This is a genomic window from Sphingobium sp. TomTYG65 (genome assembly GCF_055395525.1).
This window is the reverse complement of the sequence record NZ_AP027331.1, coordinates 1,204,702-1,225,592: the sequence shown is the minus strand read 5'-3', so window position 1 is coordinate 1,225,592 and position 20,891 is coordinate 1,204,702. Positions and strand designations below refer to the sequence as shown.

Sequence of the window (20,891 nt, the reverse complement as noted above, 5' to 3'; positions counted from 1 at the left end):
CATGAGCCGCATCATCCTTTTGTCGATCGACCGCAGCCTGGCCGAGCGGATCACCGACGCAATGCAGGGCCGCGCGACGGTCGAAATGGCGCAAGCCGTTACGCCGGAACTGATCCAAGGCCCCTGCCTCATCCTCATGGACCGCGACGCGATCCCGCCGGAGCGTTCGCTAGCAGTGGCGCTTGCAGCGGTCTCGGACAGCGCCGGCGGCCGCCCTATCGTGCTGGCAACGCAGGAGACGAGCGCTGAGCAGATATTGCATGCGATCCGTTCAGGAGCAGCCGACGTCATCCCGCGCACGGCCGAAGGCGACGACATCGCCGCGATATTGGGCCGCCTACTCAATCAGGCCGTCGCCGATCATGGCAGCGGCGGCCGCCTGACGCTGGTGCTGGGCGCGGATCAGGAGAATGCGGCTATGGTGGCGACCGACATGGCCGTCAGCCGTGGGCGGGCTGGATCATCGACGCTGCTGATCGACTGCAGCATGCCCACCAGCGCGGCGGAGGCCTATCTTGATCTGCCGGTAAGCTACGGCCTGGCGTCGGCCATTGCCGATATCGAGCGGCTGGACGCAAGCCTGCTGTCCAACGCGCTGGCGCGGCATGAACCCAGCGGTCTGATGCTGTTGACGCTGGACGGCGGTTCCGGAACCGAGCCTACAGGGATCGCTCCAGCCGATATCGCCGCGCTGGTCCGGCTGCTGCGCGGATGCTGCGGCGATGTGCTGCTGTGCGCCGGGGGCCTGCGGCATAACGGCCTGCTGCGCACGCTGGCTTCGCTTGCCGATCATATCGAACTGGTGTGTGCGCAGTCGATCCGCGAGATGGAGGCGTGCCGCCGTCTGCTGGAGCGAATGGGGAGTGACGAAGCAGTCCTCGCCAAGACGCGGTTGCTGGTCTGGGATCATCAGCCCGCCATCTTGCTCGACAGCCGACGTATGGGCGACGTGCTGCAGACCGGCAGCATGCTTCCCCTGCCGCTCGATCAGGCTCGGGCCCGCAATGCGCTGAATGCCGGGCGACCGTTGGCGATGGAGGGCAGCGCGGACCGATACATGCGGGCGATCCGGCAAGCGTGCGGCGTGCCGACGCGATCGACTACAAATGGCCTGGAACGGCTGCGGCGCTTGCTCAAACGGCCATCGGAGCAGACGGCATGAGCCTGCTGTTCGACGAAAGCCCGCGCCAGCCTCCCCCTCGCCTCACCCCGGTCGCGCAGCCCGCGGCGCAGCGGATGAGCGACAGCTATCAGACCGTAAAGGCGCAGACCTGTGCGCAGCTGATCGAACAGTTGGAGGCGCGCGGCAACACGGCGGAGACGCTGGGCGCGCGGGCACTGCGGGAGGAGATCGAACAAGTCATCACGAGCCGCAGCCGCCGCGGGCAGCTCGCGCTCAACGCGGCGGAGCGGCTGCTGCTGATCGAGGATGTGGAGGATGAGGTTGCGGGCCTCGGACCGCTCGCGCCGCTGCTGCGCGATCCCGGCGTGGACGACATCATCGTGAACGGGCCGGGTTCCATCTATGTTGAGCGCGGCGGACTGCTGGAGAAGGCCGACCGCCGCTTTCGCGACGACGCGCATCTCATGAACATCATTCAGCGCATCGTCGGGCCGATCGGTCGCCGCGTCGATGAGGCGAGCCCCTATGTGGATGCCCGGCTGGCGGATGGATCACGCGTCAATATCGTCATCCCGCCGGTCGCGCTGGACGGGCCACTGCTATCGATCCGCAAGTTTCGCATGCAGGCGCTCAGCATCGAGGATTTCGTCAACCGCCAGGTGATGAGCGCCGAGATGGCCGCCTATCTGGCCGCCGCCGTCCGCTCGCGGCTCAACATTCTGATCTGCGGCGGCACGGGCGCCGGCAAATCCACCCTGCTCAACATGCTGTCACAGTTCATCAGCGACCGGGAGCGGCTGATCACCATAGAGGACGCCGCCGAACTGCAGTTGCGGCAGGACCATGTCGTTCGATTGGAGACACGGCCGCCCAATGTGGATGGCAGCCGGGAGATCAGCGCGCGGGAACTGGTCCGCAATGCGCTGCGCATGCGGCCCGACCGCATCATCCTGGGCGAGGTGCGCGGGGTGGAAGTGGTCGAGATGCTACAGGCCATGTCCACCGGTCATGACGGGTCGATGGCGACGCTGCATGGCAACTCGCCCCGCGATGCTTTTGCTCGCCTGGAAATGCTGCTCGGCTTTGCCGGACTGCAGAACGACATTCGGGCTATCCGCCGCTTCATCGCCAGCAGCGTCCATGTCGTGGTGCATATCCAGCGCCTCTCCAACGGCAGCCGCCGCGTCGTCGGCGTGACTGAAGTCACCGGCGTCGAAGGCGAAGCCTATTCCTTCAACGAGCTGTTCAGTTTTCAGGAACAGCCCGCCATGTCGGGCCTTGGCGACTTCCGCGTTCATTCGCCCCGCCCCTATTTTGCGTCCCGGCTCCGGGATTATGCGCCGGGGCCCATGCGGCAGGGATCATGGTGAAGGCCGCGGCTTTCCTGCTGCTCGCGCTGCTGATGCTGGCGGCGGCGGCATCCCCCCTGCTGACGATGCGCGCGCGGGAGCGCGCACGGCTCACCCGCCGCCTGTCGGGAGTAATGCCCGGCAGCGCTCCCGCCCTCCGGTACAGCGCACGCCTGACCGTTCCCAGCCTCGCAGCTCCGCTGCTGGCGCGGGCGCAGCTGGAAATCACCTCAAGGGCCATCGGCATCTTCGCAGGCGGCATGGCGCTCTACATGCTGTTCCTGCTGCTGGTTGGCGGCCCGGTACTGACGATCGCCTTGCTGCCGCTTCCCCCGCTGGCGCTGTTCCTATGGGTCAGGCGGCGAGCGCAGCGGCGGGTCGATGCGCTGGTCGCCGCGCTGCCCTTCTATATCGATGCCGTACGGCAGATGCAGGCGGTCGGGAGTTCGCTGTTGCAAGCTCTGGAACGGTCCCTTCCTGAAGCGCCCGGCATCGTACGCAGTTATCTCGCCCCGGCTGCGCGCCGTCTGGAACTCGGCGCCTCGGTGGGCGAGGCGATGCAACAGCTTGCGGACCGACTGCGCGTTCCTGAAATGTCGATGCTGGCGGCAGCGATCCGCACCAACATGCGCTATGGAGGGTCGGTCAGCGCCGTGCTGTCGAACCTTGCAGCGATCTTGCGGGAACGGGTGCGCATCGGCCGCGAGCTGAAGGCAGCAACATCGGAGGCGAAGGTCAGCTCCCGCGTGCTGATCGCGATGCCGCTCGTCGCAATGGCGCTGCTGATGGCGTCAAATCCCGCCTATATCGACTTCTTCCTGCAAGACGCGCGAGGGCATCGCCTTGCGATCATCGCTGTCGGATTGCAGCTGGCCGGCATGCTGGTCATGCGGCGCGTGATGCGGCTGACCTTCTGATGCCGATAGCGTTCCTTCTGTCCTGCCTGCTCATGGCCCTCGTCGCGATCGGCGTCGCTGCGCTGGGCGGACGGATGCTGATGGCGGACCGGCGGCTGGAGACGAGGCTCGCGCGACTGACGCCTGCGGCCGGTGGGGCGGGCAAAGCGTTACTCCGCCTTCCAACCTTGCCGGGGCCGGAGGGGCGGGAACGTTCCGGCCTGGAGCGTCAGTTGCAGCTGGCGGGCTATCAGGACGCGCGTTCGGTCGATCATTTCCTGTGGCTCCGGCTTAGCGCGACAGTCGCAGCGGCGCTGCTCATACTGCTGCTCAGCCGCCTATTGTGGGGCGGATGGTTCGCACGGCCTTTGCTTATTATCATGGGTGCGGGTCTGGTCTTCATCGGCGCGCGGCAGGCCCTGACCCTGCTGGCGTCGGCGCGAGCGCGGAAGATCACGGCGGAGTTTCCCTTCCTCCTCGACCTCATGCTCATGATGCTGGAAAGCGGCGTTTCGCTTGATCAATGTTTCCGCTCGATCGCCCGCGATGAGCAGACCGCTGTGCCCAATCATGGTCAGTTGATCGCCTTGCTGGTGACGGATCTGGATCGCGGCATGCGTTATGAACTGGCGCTCGACCGCTGGGCCGCGCGCGTGGCGATCAGTGGCGCGAAGGAACTTGCCGCGCTGTTCCGCCAAGCGATGTTCCAGGGGGTCGAGCTGGCCCCGGCCCTGCGCGAGTTCGCCCGCGAATTCACCCAGCGACGGGTCGCCCGCGCACGCGAAGCGATGGGCGGCATCACCGTGCGCATGGTGGTGCTGATGATCCTTTTCTTCATGCCCGCGCTTTTCATCGTGCTGGGGGGACCGCCGGTGGTCGCGATCCTCGACACCTTGCGGACCAGCGCGCAATGATGTGGCTCATTCCCCTGATGCTGGCCGCCGCCCCTGCCGCCGACAGGCCGGAATCAACGCGCAGCCTCTATCTCCAGCTGATCCATCAGGCACGCGCAGACGGCCGCCCGCGTGCAGCGATCGCCTATCTGGATGACTTCGAGCGGCGCTATCCGGGCGATCGCGACGCGCGGACACTGCGGGTGAACGCCCTCCTTGACCTCGGCGAGATCGATGCTGCCGAGACGGCAGCGGCGGCGTTGCCAAATGGTGGCGGCAGCGCAGTGCGGGGCCATTTGTCAGCGGCGCGGGCGCGCTGGGTGGAGGCGGCCGACTTTTATCGGCAAGCGGTGACGGCCAGTCCGGCCGACCCCATGCTCCGCAACGCGCTTGGCTATGCGCAATTGCGCGCGGGCGAGACGGCAAGCGCGATAGAAAGCCTGCGCGGCGCGCTCGACCTCGCGCCCGGAACAGCCGTAATCCGCAACAATCTGCTGCTGGCGCTGATCGCAGGTGGTCAAGCACCACTGGCCGACGCGATGCTGGATCAGGTCCGCGACGGGCGCGAACGCGACTTGCTGCGCCGCCAGATCGCTGCCGAAGCCGCTCGCCTCTCCATCCGGAAGGACGATTGATGCTCTCCCTCTTCCTGCTCGCCTCTGCCCCGGTGCCGCCGCTTGAAGATCAGGCGCGGCGCGTGATCGAAGCGCAGCTTCTTTCGCCCCCGCGGGCGCAGGGAAGCAGCGGCCTCAGCGCGGAAGAGGCGGAGGTCATCCGCAGCCGCTACCTGCAAAGCATCGGCCAGAGGCCGCCCCGGCCTGCGGATCAGGATAGCCCGGCGGGCCAATGACGCGGGCGATCCTCTCTCTTCTCTGGATCGACCGTCGGGGCGCGGTCGCACCGATGGTGGCCGCGCTCGGCACGATGCTGGTCGGCGCGGCCGGTTTCGCGCTGGACGCTGGACTCTATTATACCGGGAGCCGCGATTTGCGGGCGGCGACCGAAGCGGCTGCGCTGGCGGCGGTCATGTATCCTGCACAGGCGACGGCGCGAGCGCGAGACAGCCTCAGCCGCAACGGCTATGATCCCGCCATTCTCCGATCGGTGGAGTTGGGGCGCTACTGCCCCGATGCTGCCCTGCCCGCGCCGCAGCGTTTCGACCCCAGCCTTACCCGCTGCCCCGGCAACGGACTGGTCAACGCAGTGCGCATCCGCACGGATAAGCCCAGTCGGCAATTCTTCACGCGCGTGCTGGGCGGCGCTGATCCTATTCCGGACCTTGCCGCGAACGCGACCGCTGCGCGCATCGATGAAGCGGGGCTGAGCGTCAGCTCCGGCGTGCTGACCATGACCAACTCACTAGTGAACAGCGTCAATGACCTGTTGGGCGCTCTGTTGGGCATTCAGTTGCAGCTCAACGCCGCTGACGTCCAGTCGCTGATGGCTGGCTATGTCGATGCTGGGCGCTTCTTCGATGCTTTGGCTAGCCGCGTTGGCGAGAGCGGCACCTATAGCGATCTTACCAGCCGCAGCGTCGGACTGCGCAACCTGCTGCTGGCCGCGGCGGCCGCGGCCGATCAACCGGGCACGGCGGCGACCCTGACACTCGTCGCGGGCCGCGTGAACAACAGCTATTCCGTGCCACTGCAGGGGCTGTTCGGCCTGGGCGTGTGGAAAAACATGCCGGTAGGCGAGGCGGATGAGCAGCCCGGACTGCGCGCGGGTCTCAACGCATATCAACTCCTCACCTTTGCGGCGCAGGCGGGTGAGGGCGCGATCGATCTGTCCGACGCGGTGAGCAGGGTCGTCGCGGGCAGCACCGTCCGGCTCGCGGCCGTCGCGACCGGTCCGCTCGACAGGCCGCGCTTCTCCTTCGGTCCAGCTGGCGAGACAAGTGCAAGCACATCGGCGCTACGGCTCCAGTTGAACCTCGGCCTCAACCTCTCGATCCTTGGGGTCGGCGTGGATTCCGTGCCTGTCCTGATCGACATCGCCGCTGCGCTCGCTGAGATCAACGCAATCGATTGCGCCAACACGGCAGAGCAGTTGCGGGATAGCAGGGTAAGCGTTCTCGCCAGTTCCGGCCTCGTCAATGCTTATATCGGCCGCGCCCCGACCAATGCGATGAGCCGCCCGATGCCGCCGCTGTCCGCCAGCGATATCGCGCCCGCCAGGATACTGAACGTCCTCAACCTCATCACGGTGGATACGCGTGCGGTCGCGCAGCCCGTCATGGGGAATAGCGGGACGCTAACCTTCGGGCCTGGGGGACAGGGTACGATCGGCCGGCCCGGCGCACCGGGCAGTCCTGCAAGCATCGGCAACGGGTCACAATTGGGTCCGCTGCTGACCTCGCTGACCAGCAGTCTGACGGCGTCCAACGGACTGCAAGTGAAGGCGCTGGACCTTTGCCTCTGGCCCCTGTGCGACACCAGCGCGGTTCGTTCTCAGTTGCTCGGCGGGATCACGGCTCCGCTCGCCGGCCTGGTTGGGACGACCGCCGATCCGCTGCTCGACAACCTGCTCGCCGCGCTCGGCGTCCAGCTCGGCCATACGACCGTGTGGGTCACCGGCGCGCGGTGCGGCGTGCCGGTACTGATCTGAAGAGACAAGCGGCGCGTACCCCTCCGCGCGTCGCCGTCTGTAGCTGGAGGGACATGGAGACTGACGATGATTGAAGTGACGAAGAAATTCATCAGGCGCCTCGCGCGCGATCAGCAGGGGCTGACCGCCGTCGAATATGCCGTGTTGGGCGGCGTGATCGTGGCGGGTATCCTCGCTCTGCAGACAAGCTTCAACAACGGACTGAGAGACGCGTTCACCGCCCTGTTCAACAGCGTTTCCAGCTGATTTCAATGCCCGCCTACCTATCAAGGACGCAAAGGCCGCGTGTCCTTGCCTGCGAGCAAGGCATGGCAGCGCTGGAGTTCGCGCTCATCGCTCCAGCGCTGCTGATGCTCGTCTTTGCGATCATCATCTATTCCTTCTGGTTTTCGGCGCTTCTGGGCGTGCGCCATGCCGCGGCCGAAGGGGCGCGCGCGGCGATGGCGGGGCTTTCGGCGGCAGAGCGTGCGACCCTCGCCCGCACCCGCGCTCAGGCGGTGATCGACGGCTACGGCTCGCTGCTGTCGGCGGGAGGAACGCCGGACATTCAGGCACAGGCGGACGGCACCGGCCTGTTCAAGGTGCAGGTGCGCTACGATATGGGAGGGTCCGCCCTGATGCGCTACGGCAACTTCATCCCCCTCCCCTCGACCACATTGGGCGCGACGGTGATCGTCACCAACGGCAGCTATTGAGCCGCTTCATTACCGCCATGGCGGAACAGCTGCGAATTTACACAATTCCCTTTCCTTTTCGTCGACCGCTGCGTAACTGTCCGCACCCGCTGTGACGCGCAGTCCAGCGCTTGGGAAATTCAAGGCATGTCCTTGCAGCCGCAAGCGACGCCGCCATGCAGGAGTTAGCCATGCTTTCAAAGGTCACGCTCGCCAATACCGACCTCTCGGTCAGCCGTCTGTGCTACGGCACCAACATGCTCGGCTGGTCCATCGATCAGGACCGCAGCAACGCCATCCTGGACAAGTTTGTGGAACTGGGCGGCAATTTCGTGGACTCCGCACGTTCCTATGGTGACTGGATGCCCACCGCGCCCAAGGGTGCAAGCGAGCGGGCGATCGGCGCATGGCTGAAGGGCAAGAAGCGCGAAGACGTGGTCGTCGCCACCAAGGGCGGTCATTTCGACATGCGCGTCGGCGACTACCGCAACCGCGTCAATCCCACCGACATCGCCAGCGACCTGAATGAGAGCCTGGACCATCTGGGTGTTGACGCGATCGATCTCTACTGGCTGCACATGGATAATCCGGAAACCCCGGTGGCCGAGCTGATCGACTTCCTCAACGAGCAGAAAGATGCCGGGAAGATCCGCTATTTCGGTGCATCGAACTGGACCGATGCCCGCGTTCTGGAGGCCAATGAATACGCCAAGGCGAATGGCAAGGCCGGCTTCGTCGCGGTCGAGCCCTTCTGGGGCCTCGCCAAGCCGAACGAGGCAAATGCCATGGCACAGGGCTACCAGATGTATTTCGAGGATCATGGCGGCGCGCTCAAGGATGCCGGCCTCGCCATCATTCCTTACTGCGCCCAGAGCCGTGGCTATTTCGGCTTCATGGAACAGGGCGAAGTGCCTGAGCATCTTCAGGGCTTCTACGACAATCCGGTCAACAAGGACCGCTTCGCCGCCGCGAAGGAGATTGCGGCCAAGCATGGCGTGAGCGCGGCAGACATCGCGCTCGCATATCTGGTGAACCAGCCGCAGCAGGTGATCCCCATCTTCGGCGCGTCGAGCCCGGCCCGTATCGAGGAAAGCGTGAAGGCGGCTTCGGTGAAGCTGTCGCCTGAAGAAGTGGCGGCGCTTAAGATCGGCTGATCTTTCGTCGAATAATGCAGCGCGGGGCAGCGAACTGGTTGCCCCGCGCTTTTTTGTGCCTGCTGCAGATGGTAAAAGCCACGCAGCCAGGAACTTGGCCGAAAAACCGCGGCGTCAACAATGTGGCCAAGAAAATTTTACGCGATCATTGTCATTTTGGCCTGACTAACGAATAAGAGCGCGATAAAAGGCGCTAGACCATACGCATGTGGCGCATTTAGGAGATTGTCATGACCGCTGCCCCCGCCCTCTCTCCAACACGGCAGGGCACTGGTCCCGCCTCTCTCACGACGCCGGGCCAGATCGGTACTCTGACCCTACCCAACCGAATCATCGTTACCGCCATGGGCGTCAGCCTTGCAGAAGCGGACGGCACTGTCGGGCAGCGGCTGATCGATTATCATGTGGCTCAGGCAAAGGGCGGCGCGGGTCTGATCATCATGGGCGTGACCGGAGTCGCCTGGCCAGTGGGTGCTGTGCAGCCCAATCAAACCGCGATTTCTGACGACCGGTTCCTGCCTGGCCTGACGCGGCTGGTGGATGCGGTCCATGCAGCAGGCGGCCGAATTGCCGCACAGCTCCATCATGGCGGGCTGGTCGCGACCCATAGCGCGCAGGAAGGCCATCCTCTCTGGGCGCCGGGCTATCCGCCCGCCTTTGCCGGGGACTTTCCCGACTATTTCCTGCCCGAAGAAATGGCTGCCTTCGCGGGCGGCGTGGTGCCGCAGGTCAAGGTGCTGGAGAAGGCCGATATCGACATTGCCGTGCGCCAGTTCGCCGACGCCGCAGTGCGAGCCAAGAAGGCCGGAATGGATGGCGCGGAAATCCATGGCGGCCATGGCTATCTCCTTTCCTCCTTCGTTTCGCCGTCCACCAACAAGCGCGAGGACGAATATGGCGGCGATGTTGCAGGCCGTGCGCGACTGCTGCTGGAAGTCGTACGCGCAGTCCGGGCAGCAGTCGGTCCCGACTTCCCGCTGTGGGTAAAGATCGACTCGCGCGAGATCGGCAAGAAGAATGGCATCACTCTGGACCATGCCGTGGAACTGGCGCCCATGGTCGAGGCGGCGGGCGCCAATGCCCTAACCGTCACCGCCTATCATGATGTTGGCCAGGGCAAGCTGCACTCGGCATCCAACATCCCGCACGAGCCCGCCGTCCATCTGTCCTCTGCCGCAGCCATCCGAAAAGCCGTGTCGATTCCGGTCATCGCTTCTGGCCGCGTGGAGATTGATCGGGGCGAAAAGGGGCTGGCGCAAGGCGAGTTCGATTTCCTGGCGATGGGCCGTAAGCTGCTGGCCGACCCGGACCTGCCCATCAAACTGACGGAAGGACGGATCGCCGATATCCGACCGTGCATCTATTGCTACACCTGCGTCAGTACGGCCTATTTGCGTGAGCAGGTGCGCTGCGCCGTCAGGTCGGAGACGGGCTATGAAGATCTGGACTGGTCGCCCGCCAAGGTGCCCGGTCATGTGGTGATCGTCGGCGGCGGCCCCGGCGGCATGGAGGCCGCGCGGCGGCTCGACCTTGCAGGGGCCAAGGTGACGCTGCTCGAAAAGTCCGATCGCCTCGGCGGTACGCTGCGCTTTGCGGCCCTCGCCTATGAGCCCAATGAGCGGCTGCTCGATTGGCTGCGCCGTCAGGTCGAGCAGTCGAGGGTGGATGTGCGGCTGAAGACGGTGGCGACACCGGAGCTCATCGCTAGCCTAAAGCCGGACAAGGTCATTGTGGCGACGGGCGCGGTGCGCGACATGCCGCCGATCCCCGGCAACGGCCAGGATTTCGTCCTGTCTGGCGACGATCTGCGCGGCATGATGCTGGGCGAGGATTCAGCCGAAATCCGCCGCAAGACGAGCTGGTCCACCCGGATCGCCACGAAGCTGGGCGCTGCGACAGGTGCGACCGCCAATCTGGATCTGGTGCGCAAGGCAACTCATGCGTGGATGCCGCTGGGCAAGCGCGTCGTCATCATCGGCGGCGAGCTGGTTGGCGTCGAGCTGGCCGAATTCCTGATGGAACGCGGACGGGAAGTGACTGTCGTGGGCGAGGCGCTGAAATTCGGCGGCGGTCTGCTGCTGGTGCGCCGCATGCGTCTGCTCGCCGAACTGCGCGAACATGGCGTTGCGATGTACCCTGGTGCGAGCGGTATCCGGATCGGCAAGAATGAAGTCAGTTTCACCAGCCAGTCGGGCGAAGAGCAGAGCATCGCAGCCGATCATGTGGTTGTCGCGATGGGCGCGCATGGCGACTCGACGCTCGCCAATGCTCTGCGTGCGCAGGGCCATGATGTAGTGGAGGTCGGCGACGGCACCGGCGTCACCTATATCGAAGGGGCTATCCGGGGCGCTGCCGAGGCCGTTGCGGCCATGGGTCGGTGAAAAGGGGCGGGAGGGGGATTTCCCCCTCCCTCTCAAGGCTGTATCCGTTCAGCGAGCGACCAATTCCGCTTCCGCCGTTGTCGCATAATCATCCATGACCGGCGCTGACATGGCGTCGGCGAAAGCTTCGTAGCTCCACGGCCAGCTTGCGGGCACGCCGGTCGCATCGAGATACCAGCTGCTGCAGCCCGATCCGAAGATGGTCGTGCGTGCAGCAGCGATCCGCCGTTCCTCATAATCGGCATGGGCTTCGGCGCGCGGCTCAACAGTCCGCGCCTCGCCCCTGCGCAGCAGGTCCAGCAACTGATCGATATAACCCCATTGCCGCTCGGCAATGTCGATCAACGAGAAGTTACCGACCGGGCCGGTGGGACCATTGAGCATGAAGAAGTTCGGGAACCCGGGGATCGTCACTGCATAATAGGCCGTAGGCCGAACCGACCAGACATCGTCCAGCGACACCCCATCGCGTCCCAGCACGGTCGTCGGGCGGATGAAGCGATCGGCATGGAAGCCCGTCGCCAGCACCAGCGTGTCGAGTTCGTGCAGCCGCCCGTCCGCCATCCGCACGCCTTCCGGTTCGATGCGGGCGATACGATCACGCTCCACCTCGACATTGGGGTGCTGCACGGCGTCATAATAGGACCATGAGTAGATCAGCCGCTTGCACGCCGCGCGATAATCGGGGCGCAGCTTTTCCTTGAGTTCAGGGTCCCGGATGCTGTTTTCGAGATTGTCGAGGCATGCGGCCTCGATCGCCGCAATCTCCGGTCCATGGGTATGGGTGATGGCTTGAGTGAAGCGGTAGATATTGTCCCAATATTCCTTGTTGTTCCGGATATTCTCGATCAGCGCGGGATCGCGGCGGAAGGCTTCCTTCTCCTCCTCGCTATATTGGAAATAAGGAACGGGCATGATCCATTGCGGCGAACGCTGGAAATGAACCAGGTGGGACGCGCGCGTGCTGAGCGCCGTGACGATCTGCACCCCGGTCGAACCATTGCCGATGATGCCTACGCGCGCCCCATCGATCGGCGCGTCATCCTGCCAGCGGGCGCTGTGAAATGCGCGGCCCTTGAAGCCGTCCAGCCCTTCTATGTCGGGCAGCTTGGGATGGTGCAGCACGCCCGACGCTGCGATAACGACATCGGCCTCAACGTCTTCACCAGTGACGAGGCCCAGACGCCAGACGCCCTTTTCCTCATCCCAGACAGTGGACACGACCTCGCTGTCGAAGCGGACATGCGGCATGATGCCGTATTTCTCAGCCGTCTTTTCGAAATAGGTCTGAATCTCGCCGCCCTTGGCATAATAGGCGTCCCATTCGGCATAGGGCTCGAAGCTATAGGTATAAGCGTGCGCGGGCACGTCGCAGGTCAGGCCGGGATAGCGGTTTTCCCGCCAGGTGCCGCCCAGCCGGCTGGCCTTTTCATAGACGGTGAAATTCTCTCCGGCCTGGCGCAGGCGGATAGCGGCCAAGATGCCGGCCATGCCTCCCCGATGACGGCGAAGCGCAGACCCTGGCGGCCCCGATCGATAGACAAGTCACTCTCCTGTCGGCTGTGTTCCTGCCGATGATGATGACGCTCCGCCAGGCGAAGCGCATCATTCAAACGGATTAGGAATTATCAGCCCGCAGAAGCATCAGCCTTTTGCGGCTTTGCGCCCGGCTTGACGGCCAAAGAAAGTGCAGTCGGCGAGGCTGAGGCCCGAGCTATAGCCATGGCCCCAGGCGGGCAGACCCGACGTGCAGCGTCCTGCGGCGAACAGGCCCGGGACTGGCGCACCCGCGCGGTCCAGCACTTCACCGTCCGTAGATGTGCGCAGACCGCCCAGAGTGAAGAAGCTGAAATAGCTGGTGGCGAAGTTCAGCTCCAGCGCAACGAACGGCCCCTGGTCCAGCGGCGTCAGGATCGGCGGTCGCTTGTGGAACAACGGATCGAGCCCTTCGCGGGCATGAGCGTTGTAGAAGGCCATGGTGGCCGACAAGGTGCCGGGCGCCATTTCCAGTTCGGCTTCCACCTCTTCCCATGTTTCGCCCGTCCCGGCGATGGTCATGCCAGCCATGGGAAGCGGCTCGTCGAAATGCGCGATGTCGAGCAGAAGATAGACGCGGTCGCCCAGCTGATCGACCGCCGCGCGGCTCACGCGACCGTGATAGCAATCCTCGTTGATGAAGCGCTGACCCGCCTGATTGACGAACACGCCATGAGCCTGCGGCTCCGGCATGGTCCAGGGGCAGGTCGTGAAGAACTGCTCCATATGGATCGCGTCACCGCCAGCACCGACGCCGAGTTCAATACCCACGCCGTCATCCTGGTCGCCGATCGGGCTGCTGATCTTGAAGGTTTCCGGGCAATAGCGGCGGCGCATCGCTTCGTTGAAGGCAAAGCCGCCGGTGGCCAGCACCACACCCTTGGCAGCGCGTACGAAGCGGTTGACGTTATCGATGCGCACGATGACGCCGACCACGCGCCGATCTTCGTCCTGCACAAGGGCGACGGCGCGGGCGTCGGTCGTGACTTCGACGCCCAGCGAACGCGCCCGAGCTTCCAATAAGTCGATCAGCGGCCGCCCGCCGCCCCAGCCCATATGTGCGATCACATGACCGCGCGGAGCGGGCTTGGCGATGTCGCAGAAGGGCCAAGCCGCCTCGCTGCCCGACCAGATCAGCGTGGAATCATCGGTCGGCTCGATATGCTTGCCGGGTAGGTAATTGCCCCGATAGGGGATGCCCTGCTCTTTCAGCCAAGCATAATGGTTGAGCGATTCCTGCGCATAAAGGTCGCACTTCGCCTCGTCCGCGCAGGGGCCGCCCGCCGCCTTCAGATAAGCGGCGAGATCTTCGGTCGAATCTTCGAAACCACCTGCGCGCTGGGCATCGGTGCCCCCACCCCCGCCAATATAGATTTCACCGCCCGACAAGGCCGACGCGCCGCCGCTGCCCGAACCACGTTCGAACAGCATTACCCGCGCGCCCCCTTGCGCCGCCTCGATTGCCGCGCACGCGCCGGTCGCGCCGAAACCGATCACGGCGACGTCCGTTTCATAATCCCACTGCTGAACCTTTGCGGCGGGGTAAGGGCGATGAAGCGATATTTCCGTCACGAACGACAATTCCTCTCCTGGGCGATCCGGATCAGAAAGCCTTGGTCTGGCCCCCGTCCACCATCAGCGTTTGGCCCGTGATATAGCCTGCGGCATCGCTTGCCAAGAAAACGGCGGCCGATCCGATATCTTTTTCGCAATCTCCGATGCGCTTCAAAGACACCTTGTTGATCTGCGTATTATAATCGTCAGGGGCCCATTCCTTCCAGGCCATGACGCCCGGCGAGTTGGCGAACGGACAGATGATGTTCACGCGCACGCCTTCCGCGCCCCATTCGCTCGCCGCCACCTTGGATATGGCGCGGATCGCCTCCTTCGCGGCGCAGTAGGAACCTTGCGTGGGAATGGCGTCGAACGCCGCGCCGGTCGCGAAGTTGATGACGCTTCCCTTGCTCTTCACCAGATGCGGATAGGCTTCGCGCATCAGGACGAAGGTCGGCCAGAAACCGGTGTCGAAGGATATGTCCATCGCCTCGTCAGGGGTTTCTGCCAGCAGCAATTGCCGCGACGCCTGCGCCGCATTGACCAGAATGTCGAGCTTGCCGAAATGACCGATCGCGGCCTCGACGATCTTGGGCAGTTCGGCGCGCTGCGCCAGATCGATCTGCAGGAAGTGGGCATCGCCGCCCAAGCCCCTCAATTCGGCCTCGGTCGCGCGGCCTAGCTCTTCCTCACGATCGACGATCAGCACTTTCGCGCCTGCCTTGACGAAAGCCGTTGCCACCCCCTTAGCCACGCCGCGCGCGCCGCCCGTGACAATCGCCGCCTTGCCTTCAAGTGCCTGCATGTCCTGCTCCTTACGAAAAATATGCGCCGCCATTGACGGTGACGATGCTGCCCGTCGCGAAGCTGCCGTCGTCGCCTGCGAGAAAAGCCACCGCCCCAGCGATCTCGTCGGGATGAGCGAGACGCTTCATCAGGCTGTCAGCGGCGATCATGTCCTTGGTTTCGGGCGGCAGGGTGGCGTAGATCGGCGTTTCGGTCGCGCCAGGATTCACCGCATTCACCCGGATGCCCCGGTCAGCCAGTTCGCGGGCCATTGCTCGCGTCATGCCCAGCACCGCGGCTTTGGCTGCGCAATAGGGAATGGGGCCATCCCCCTTCACCGCCGCCGTCGATCCGATGTTGACGATCGCGCCGCCGCTGCCCTGCTCTGCCATCAGGCGTACGGCGGCCCGGCTGCACTTGAACGTGCCGTCCAGCGTCACCGCCAGCACGCCCGCCCAGCCCTCATCTTCGCAATGGATGGTCTGATCCACGAAGGTTGCTGGCGTTTCGCCGCGCGCAATCTGCTCGCCCCGCTCGGCCTGCGCCGCATAATAGCGGTCCATGCCGTCGCCCGCCGCGCTGCCCCGTCCGGCATTGTTCACCAGCACATCGAGGCCGCCCAGCGCCTGCTTCACTTCGGCGAAAGCCCGATCGACCGATGCACTGTCGGCGACGTTGCAGGCGATCCCCACATGTGGGGCGGGAAGCACCGCTCCCGCGGCGCCCGCATCCAGATCCAGCACCGCCACCGTCGCGCCTTCCGCGGCGAGGCGGCGTGCGATGGCCGCACCGATCCCCTGCGCGCCGCCGGTGACGACTGCGCGCTTTCCTTTCAACCTCTCCATGCCGGTCAGTCCTCTACCTGGGGCCGCCAGGAGACGCCGTTCACCTGAGCCCCGCCGTCAGCGAAGAGGGTGTTCCCGCTCATATATCCGCCGCCTTCGCTCGCCAGGAACACAGCGACCGGCCCGATATCCTTCTCCGCATCGCCAAATCGGCCGGCCGGAACCTGCTGCAGGATCGCCTGGGTCATTTCGGGATTGGCGGCGAAATAGTCCTTCGCCTGCGGGCTCGTGGCGGACGGACAAATGATGTTGCAGGTGATGCCAGACGGACCCCATTCTACCGCCGCGGTGCGGGTCAGCGCGCGCATGGCTTCCTTGCTGGCGTTGTAGGCCACAGTGAACATGTGCGCATTGACGCCGTTCAGCGAACCCAGGTTGATTACGCGGCCATAGCCTTGCGCCTTCATGATGGGGAACGCCGCCTTCATCGCCCAGAACACGGCATAATAGTTGAGGGCGAAGGAGCCCTCCATATCCTCGTCCGTGTGCTTTTCGATCCGCTTGGGAAAGCTTGCGCCCGCATTGTTGACGAGGATGTCGAGGCGGCCAAAGCGCTTATGCGCAGCCTCGACCATCGCTTCCACCTCTGCACGCTTCGTGACGTCGGTGCGGATGAAGAATGCGTCCACGCCATGCGTGTCGCGCAGATAGCGCGCTTCTTCTTCACCCTGATCAGCGTTGCGCTGAGCGATGGCGACATTTGCGCCGGCTTCGGCAAGCGCGCGGGCGATACCCTGGCCCACGCCCTGCCCGCCCCCGGTCACCAGCGCGGTGCGCCCTTCCAGTAGCTTGACCATTGACCTCTCCTTTTCTTACAATTTTTGACGGGGCTCAGGACCCTAACATCGCGTAGTCGGTGTACCCTTTGCGATCGTCGCCCTCGCCCGTGTAGAAGTTGGCGCGGTCCGCCTTCGCCAGCGGCGCGCCCATGCGGAAGCGGTCGACCAGATCGGGATTGGCGATGTAGAGATATCCGAACGAAACAGCCTCTGCCTTGCCGTCGGCGACGACAGCCCGGGCCTTGTCGAACGTCAGCCCCCCATTTTCGATTAACGCGCCGCTCCAATTTTCCCGTACCAGATCCAAGGCATCCTGGCCTTCCAGCGGGATGTGGATCAGGTGGCAATAGGCAAGGCCCAGACCATCCACCGCCTTCAGCAGCGCGGCATAGGTTTCATGCGGGTTGGCATCGTTCATGCCATTGAACTTGACGCCCGGACAGATGCGAAAGCCGACCCGGCCTGCGCCGACAGCGCCAGCCAGCGCTTCGAGCAGTTCGACGACGAAGCGGATACGATTTTCCACCGATCCACCATAGCGGTCGGTCCGCTGGTTGCTGTTCGACGAGAGGAATTGCATCGGCAGGTAGCCGCTGGCGCAGTGCAGCTCTATCCCGTCCATTCCCGCAGCGATCGCGTTGCGCGCGGCAGCGACATATTCGGCGATCACGCCAGCTATTTCATCGGTTTCCAGCGCGCGCGGCATTGCCGTTTCGACAGGAACGCCGTCGGGGCCGGGAATCTTGTCCGGGCACTGGATGGCCGAAGGCGCGATGGTTTCCGCATTTGCATCCTTGTTGGCCTGCACAGCGGCGCGGCCCACATGCATGATCTGCATGACGATCTTGCCACCCGCTTCATGCACGGCGTCGGCGACCTTGCGCCATCCGGCGACCTGCGCATCGCTATGGATGCCGGGCGTGCGCCAATAGCCCTTGCCGACGGGCGAAGGCTGTGTGCCCTCCGTCACGATCAATCCCGCGCCCGCACGCTGACGGTAATAATCCACCATGACATCGGTGGGCACATCGCCCGGACCAGCCCGGTCGCGGGTCATCGGCGCCATCACTATGCGATTGGCAAGCGCTATGTCGCCGAGCTTCACGGGAGAGAAAATATCGGTCATGGTACGAACCTTGGTGGTTGGCCAGCCTTCGCAAAGGCTTCGGCGATATAAGCGGGGTAATCGGTTTCAGTAAGCGCACTCCAACGGGCCCACGCAGCTAAATCCGTCATCTGCTGCCAGCGGGCAATCTGACCCGCCGCGTTGAAGTGCCATCGATCGGCGAGCCAAATCGGTTCAAGCGCAACGCCGTCCGGGCCCGTTCCTTCGAATTTGGCGAAAGACAGCACGGTGTCGCCGCTGCCTGCCACATCCAGTTCAGTGACGCGCCAGTCTGAAATAGCCGCCCAGTAATATTCCGCTTCGATCTGCAGGAAAAAGGGGTCATCGGCCACATCATGCGGCTCGACCGGAATGACATGCCCCCCAATCTCGGCAAGCGCGCCGGGAGCCCAGACCAGCAGCCCGCGCGGCGGGACGGGCATCTGGTGCGTTTTCCAGGCATCGAAATAGCCTTCGAACATCGTCCGTACGGCGGCGACGTTGCGTTCAGCGGCGCTCATGGGCGCCTAGCTCCTCACGCGGGGCTTGGGCAGCGGCGAGCCACGCCGCATAGTTTCGATGAACTTTTCCAGTGGGGCTGCTGGTTCGACCGGGCCGTCATGGGGCTGTCCCTGCCGATCCCAATAGCTCTTCCAGCTCGGGAACAGATCATGGAAGCTGCCATGATAGGGTTGAACACCCGGCCAGCGCATCTTCCGGTCGCCGATCGGCGGCTTGTTGAGGTCCGTCGCATACCAGTAAAGCGGCAGGCGGCGGCGGAAATACCAGCGGCCGTCAATCCGCTGATATTTGTCGAAATACATCATCTGCATGATGACCCACTCCGCACCGGTCTCATGCTCATTCTTGGAATAGACGACGCCCTGCGCATTGTCCGGATCGTCGAAGTCGATGATATGGCCGCCGATATGATGCGAAGTGCCGTCGAACTGCATCGAATGGGTTTCGTCGAACCAATCGCGCAGAGCCTTGCGGCCCTGCTTGCCACCGCCCACCCGCACGTCTTCGGGGAACAGGTTCACCCAGGCGTCGGAGTCGCGCATGTCGAGCGCGAGGGAATATTTCGCGGCAAGCTGCCGGATCGCGTCCAGCGATTCCAGACGATCTATCCGCGCGATCAGGCTTTCGTCCGCCACCCTATACATCCTCTCTGTTAGACCGTCTGTTTCCGCTATCCCCGGTCGCCTGAAAATGCCAAAATAGCTCAAAGGTCATGACAAAACGGCTCAACACCAAACATCTGTCCCGGCCAGTCGCCGCTCGCGTATCCGTGGTGATCGCGCGGGATCTGCTGCGCGTGGTGAGGGAAATTGGCACCGATCCGGCCGTGCTGCTTCGGCAAGCCGGCCTGCCTCATCTGATCGCTCCGCTGACTGGCGCGGCGTCCGTCGCGCGCGGCCTCTCGCAGGAGGATTTTACGCGCCTATACGCCCACTGCACCTGGGCGCTGGATGCGCAGGCCGCGCGGCAGGAGGGACGCGAACCACTCACAAAAGCTGGCGTGGACATGCTCTGTCATTGCATCATCACATGCCGCACCCTGCGCGACGTCATAGAGCGGACGGACCGCTTTTCGGAACTGATAGGCCCACGCGCAGGCCGCCTTCGGCTCAAAGTCGATGACGGCATCGCCCGCCTTGAAATGGCGACACCCCGGCAGGTGCGTAATGCCAGTGCCTATGTGTCCGATCTGACGGGCCTTTCGACCTATTATAAATTGTTCGGTTGGCTCATCGGCGAGGATATCCCGCTTCTGGGCGCAGCGATGCGCTATCCTCCGCTACTGGATGAGCGCACCATTTCCTACCTGATGCCCTTTCCGATGCAGCATGGCGCGCCGGAAAACAGTCTGCGCTTTCCCGCCGCCTATCTCGATCGCCCGGTGCTTCGCAGTCATCATGAGCTGGAGCATCTGCTGGAACGCTTCCCCTTTGACGTGGAACAGCCACAATCGCTCGATGCGCCGCTGTCGGAGCGGATACTGCATCTCTTCGGCGCGATGCTCGCTAGCGGCGAAGCGCCCGCGACCGCGGTGCAGCTGGCGCGGCAGTTCAGCATCAGCGTGGCGACGCTCAAGCGCCGTCTCGCCGACGAAGGCACATCATTGGTGCAGTTGAAGACGGAAGCGCGGCGCGCGCTCGCCACCCGCCTCCTTGCCGATCCGCGCCTGACCATAACCGAAGTCGGGCGGCGGACGCAGTTCAGCGATACCGGCGCATTCCGCCGCGCTTTCCAGCAATGGACAGGCGCTTCCCCTAGCCGCTGGCGCGAATTGCACCAGCCCGCCGATAGCGGCGATCAGTAGCGGGCGATGACATTGTCGGCAAAGCGGCTGAGATCGGCGATCTTTTCTTCAATCGGTTGGCTGTCCTCTTCCACGGCATAAAGGTTGCGGAAGGCAACGACGATATCGGTGACGCCCGCGTCCTCATGCCGCCGGACCATGTCGACATCCATGTCGCCGAAGGCCGACGCAAAGATGCGGTAGGATGGATGATCTCTACCCAACTCCGCGCGATAGGTCGCCAGCTTGTCCAGCATCGGCAGCATGGCGTCCAGCCCGCCGCCCGCATACATCCAGCCATCGTTCCGCGCAGCGCGTTTCAGTGCTGCGTCCGAATGGCCGCCGATCAGGATGGGGACCGGCTTGGACGGCACAGGATTGATCTTCACGGGGGGCAGGTCGAAAAATTCGCCATGATATTCGAAATAGCCGCCATTGGTGAGCCCGCGGACAATGTCGATGCACTCGTCGAAGCGCTTGCCGCGACCTTCCCAAGGAACGCCCATGACCTGATAGTCTTCCGGCCAGACGCTCAGGCCAACGCCAAAGTTGAAGCGATTGTCGTACAGCGCTTCAATGGAGGCGACGATCTTCGCGACATAAAGCGGCGGCCGCACCGGCAGCTTGACAACATTGGTCGTGACTTCCAGCTTTTCGGTCGCGCCAAGCATAGCCGTCACATGGATGAACGATTCCAGGAACGGCTTGTTCTCGAGAAATTCACGGCCGCCATCATCGGTGTAGCTATATTTGGTGGAGGAGCTTTGAGGATAGATGAGGCTGTCGGGCACGGTCATCCCGGCATAGCCTGCCGCCTCGGCCGCCTTCGCCAAAGGGATGTAGTTTTCAATCGGCGTCATTGACTCGCCAAAGTGAAAGCGCATCTTCCTCTCCTTCCAAACCCGGT

Annotated in this window: 21 protein-coding genes; 12 read left to right on the top strand and 9 right to left on the bottom strand. The window is 64.0% G+C overall.

Translation table 11 applies throughout. From position 1 onward, the window contains the following. Position 1 precedes the first annotated feature (1 nt). The 11 genes from ACZ5Y5_RS19355 to ACZ5Y5_RS19305 all read left to right on the top strand — a co-directional run bounded on the left by ACZ5Y5_RS19355 (position 2) and on the right by ACZ5Y5_RS19305 (position 11,074). The gene (locus ACZ5Y5_RS19355) at positions 2 to 1,162 is read left to right on the top strand and encodes an AAA family ATPase (RefSeq protein ID WP_464811047.1); all 1,161 of its coding nucleotides are present in this window, start codon (positions 2 to 4) and stop codon (positions 1,160 to 1,162) included. Further along, positions 1,159 to 2,493 carry a CpaF family protein gene (locus ACZ5Y5_RS19350; protein WP_464811046.1) on the top strand — a complete coding sequence of 445 codons (1,335 nt, stop codon included), beginning with the start codon at positions 1,159 to 1,161 and terminating at the stop codon, positions 2,491 to 2,493. Before ACZ5Y5_RS19355 ends, ACZ5Y5_RS19350 begins: the two co-directional genes overlap by 4 nt. Beyond that, positions 2,487 to 3,389 (top strand): type II secretion system F family protein, encoded by a 903-nt coding sequence (locus tag ACZ5Y5_RS19345; protein WP_464811045.1) that lies wholly within the window; start codon positions 2,487 to 2,489, stop codon positions 3,387 to 3,389. Before ACZ5Y5_RS19350 ends, ACZ5Y5_RS19345 begins: the two co-directional genes overlap by 7 nt. Then, positions 3,389 to 4,282, top strand: a complete 894-nt coding sequence (locus ACZ5Y5_RS19340) for a type II secretion system F family protein (RefSeq protein ID WP_464811044.1) — start codon at positions 3,389 to 3,391, stop codon at positions 4,280 to 4,282. The genes ACZ5Y5_RS19345 and ACZ5Y5_RS19340 overlap by 1 nt, the downstream gene beginning before the upstream one ends. Beyond that, a complete protein-coding gene (locus tag ACZ5Y5_RS19335) occupies positions 4,282 to 4,896 on the top strand; it encodes a tetratricopeptide repeat protein (protein ID WP_464811043.1) in 615 nt (204 codons plus the stop codon). The genes ACZ5Y5_RS19340 and ACZ5Y5_RS19335 overlap by 1 nt, the downstream gene beginning before the upstream one ends. Next, a complete protein-coding gene (locus ACZ5Y5_RS19330; RefSeq protein ID WP_464811042.1) occupies positions 4,896 to 5,111 on the top strand; it encodes a hypothetical protein in 216 nt (71 codons plus the stop codon). The genes ACZ5Y5_RS19335 and ACZ5Y5_RS19330 overlap by 1 nt, the downstream gene beginning before the upstream one ends. Then, positions 5,108 to 6,865 (top strand): TadG family pilus assembly protein, encoded by a 1,758-nt coding sequence (locus ACZ5Y5_RS19325; RefSeq protein WP_464811041.1) that lies wholly within the window; start codon positions 5,108 to 5,110, stop codon positions 6,863 to 6,865. The genes ACZ5Y5_RS19330 and ACZ5Y5_RS19325 overlap by 4 nt, the downstream gene beginning before the upstream one ends. Before the next feature lie 66 nt (positions 6,866 to 6,931). Further along, complete coding sequence (locus tag ACZ5Y5_RS19320; RefSeq protein WP_464811040.1) at positions 6,932 to 7,111, top strand: Flp family type IVb pilin; 180 nt, start codon at positions 6,932 to 6,934, stop codon at positions 7,109 to 7,111. Positions 7,112 to 7,173: 62 nt separating this feature from the next. Then, a complete protein-coding gene (locus ACZ5Y5_RS19315) occupies positions 7,174 to 7,560 on the top strand; it encodes a TadE family protein (protein ID WP_464811039.1) in 387 nt (128 codons plus the stop codon). A 170-nt stretch (positions 7,561 to 7,730) separates the two neighbouring features. After that, positions 7,731 to 8,693 (top strand): aldo/keto reductase, encoded by a 963-nt coding sequence (locus ACZ5Y5_RS19310; protein WP_464811038.1) that lies wholly within the window; start codon positions 7,731 to 7,733, stop codon positions 8,691 to 8,693. Positions 8,694 to 8,923: 230 nt separating this feature from the next. Further along, positions 8,924 to 11,074 (top strand): oxidoreductase, encoded by a 2,151-nt coding sequence (locus ACZ5Y5_RS19305; RefSeq protein ID WP_464811037.1) that lies wholly within the window; start codon positions 8,924 to 8,926, stop codon positions 11,072 to 11,074. A 48-nt stretch (positions 11,075 to 11,122) separates the two neighbouring features. On the opposite strand, the gene ACZ5Y5_RS19300 is transcribed toward ACZ5Y5_RS19305, so the two are convergent. The 8 genes from ACZ5Y5_RS19300 to ACZ5Y5_RS19265 all read right to left on the bottom strand — a co-directional run bounded on the left by ACZ5Y5_RS19300 (position 11,123) and on the right by ACZ5Y5_RS19265 (position 18,845). Continuing rightward, positions 11,123 to 12,565 carry a flavin-containing monooxygenase gene (locus ACZ5Y5_RS19300; RefSeq protein WP_464811036.1) on the bottom strand — a complete coding sequence of 481 codons (1,443 nt, stop codon included), beginning with the start codon at positions 12,563 to 12,565 and terminating at the stop codon, positions 11,123 to 11,125. 153 nt (positions 12,566 to 12,718) lie between these two features. After that, positions 12,719 to 14,182 (bottom strand): FAD-dependent oxidoreductase, encoded by a 1,464-nt coding sequence (locus tag ACZ5Y5_RS19295; protein ID WP_464811611.1) that lies wholly within the window; start codon positions 14,180 to 14,182, stop codon positions 12,719 to 12,721. Positions 14,183 to 14,213: 31 nt separating this feature from the next. Beyond that, positions 14,214 to 14,969: an SDR family NAD(P)-dependent oxidoreductase gene (locus ACZ5Y5_RS19290; RefSeq protein ID WP_464811035.1), complete on the bottom strand. Its 756-nt coding sequence runs from the start codon at positions 14,967 to 14,969 to the stop codon at positions 14,214 to 14,216. A 10-nt stretch (positions 14,970 to 14,979) separates the two neighbouring features. Further along, complete coding sequence (locus tag ACZ5Y5_RS19285; protein ID WP_464811034.1) at positions 14,980 to 15,795, bottom strand: SDR family NAD(P)-dependent oxidoreductase; 816 nt, start codon at positions 15,793 to 15,795, stop codon at positions 14,980 to 14,982. A gap of 5 nt (positions 15,796 to 15,800) precedes the next feature. After that, positions 15,801 to 16,592 carry an SDR family NAD(P)-dependent oxidoreductase gene (locus tag ACZ5Y5_RS19280; protein WP_464811033.1) on the bottom strand — a complete coding sequence of 264 codons (792 nt, stop codon included), beginning with the start codon at positions 16,590 to 16,592 and terminating at the stop codon, positions 15,801 to 15,803. A 34-nt stretch (positions 16,593 to 16,626) separates the two neighbouring features. After that, positions 16,627 to 17,700 (bottom strand): alkene reductase, encoded by a 1,074-nt coding sequence (locus ACZ5Y5_RS19275; RefSeq protein ID WP_464811032.1) that lies wholly within the window; start codon positions 17,698 to 17,700, stop codon positions 16,627 to 16,629. Beyond that, positions 17,697 to 18,200 (bottom strand): nuclear transport factor 2-like protein, encoded by a 504-nt coding sequence (locus ACZ5Y5_RS19270; RefSeq protein ID WP_464811031.1) that lies wholly within the window; start codon positions 18,198 to 18,200, stop codon positions 17,697 to 17,699. The genes ACZ5Y5_RS19275 and ACZ5Y5_RS19270 overlap by 4 nt, the downstream gene beginning before the upstream one ends. Before the next feature lie 6 nt (positions 18,201 to 18,206). Beyond that, a complete protein-coding gene (locus ACZ5Y5_RS19265) occupies positions 18,207 to 18,845 on the bottom strand; it encodes a nuclear transport factor 2 family protein (protein WP_464811030.1) in 639 nt (212 codons plus the stop codon). 68 nt (positions 18,846 to 18,913) lie between these two features. Here ACZ5Y5_RS19265 and ACZ5Y5_RS19260 point away from each other — a divergent pair, with 68 nt between their 5' ends. Further along, complete coding sequence (locus ACZ5Y5_RS19260) at positions 18,914 to 20,005, top strand: helix-turn-helix transcriptional regulator (protein ID WP_464811029.1); 1,092 nt, start codon at positions 18,914 to 18,916, stop codon at positions 20,003 to 20,005. On the opposite strand, the gene ACZ5Y5_RS19255 is transcribed toward ACZ5Y5_RS19260, so the two are convergent. After that, complete coding sequence (locus ACZ5Y5_RS19255) at positions 19,999 to 20,868, bottom strand: LLM class flavin-dependent oxidoreductase (protein WP_464811028.1); 870 nt, start codon at positions 20,866 to 20,868, stop codon at positions 19,999 to 20,001. The two genes, ACZ5Y5_RS19260 and ACZ5Y5_RS19255, sit on opposite strands and share 7 nt — an antisense overlap. Between the last annotated feature and the right edge of the window lie 23 nt (positions 20,869 to 20,891).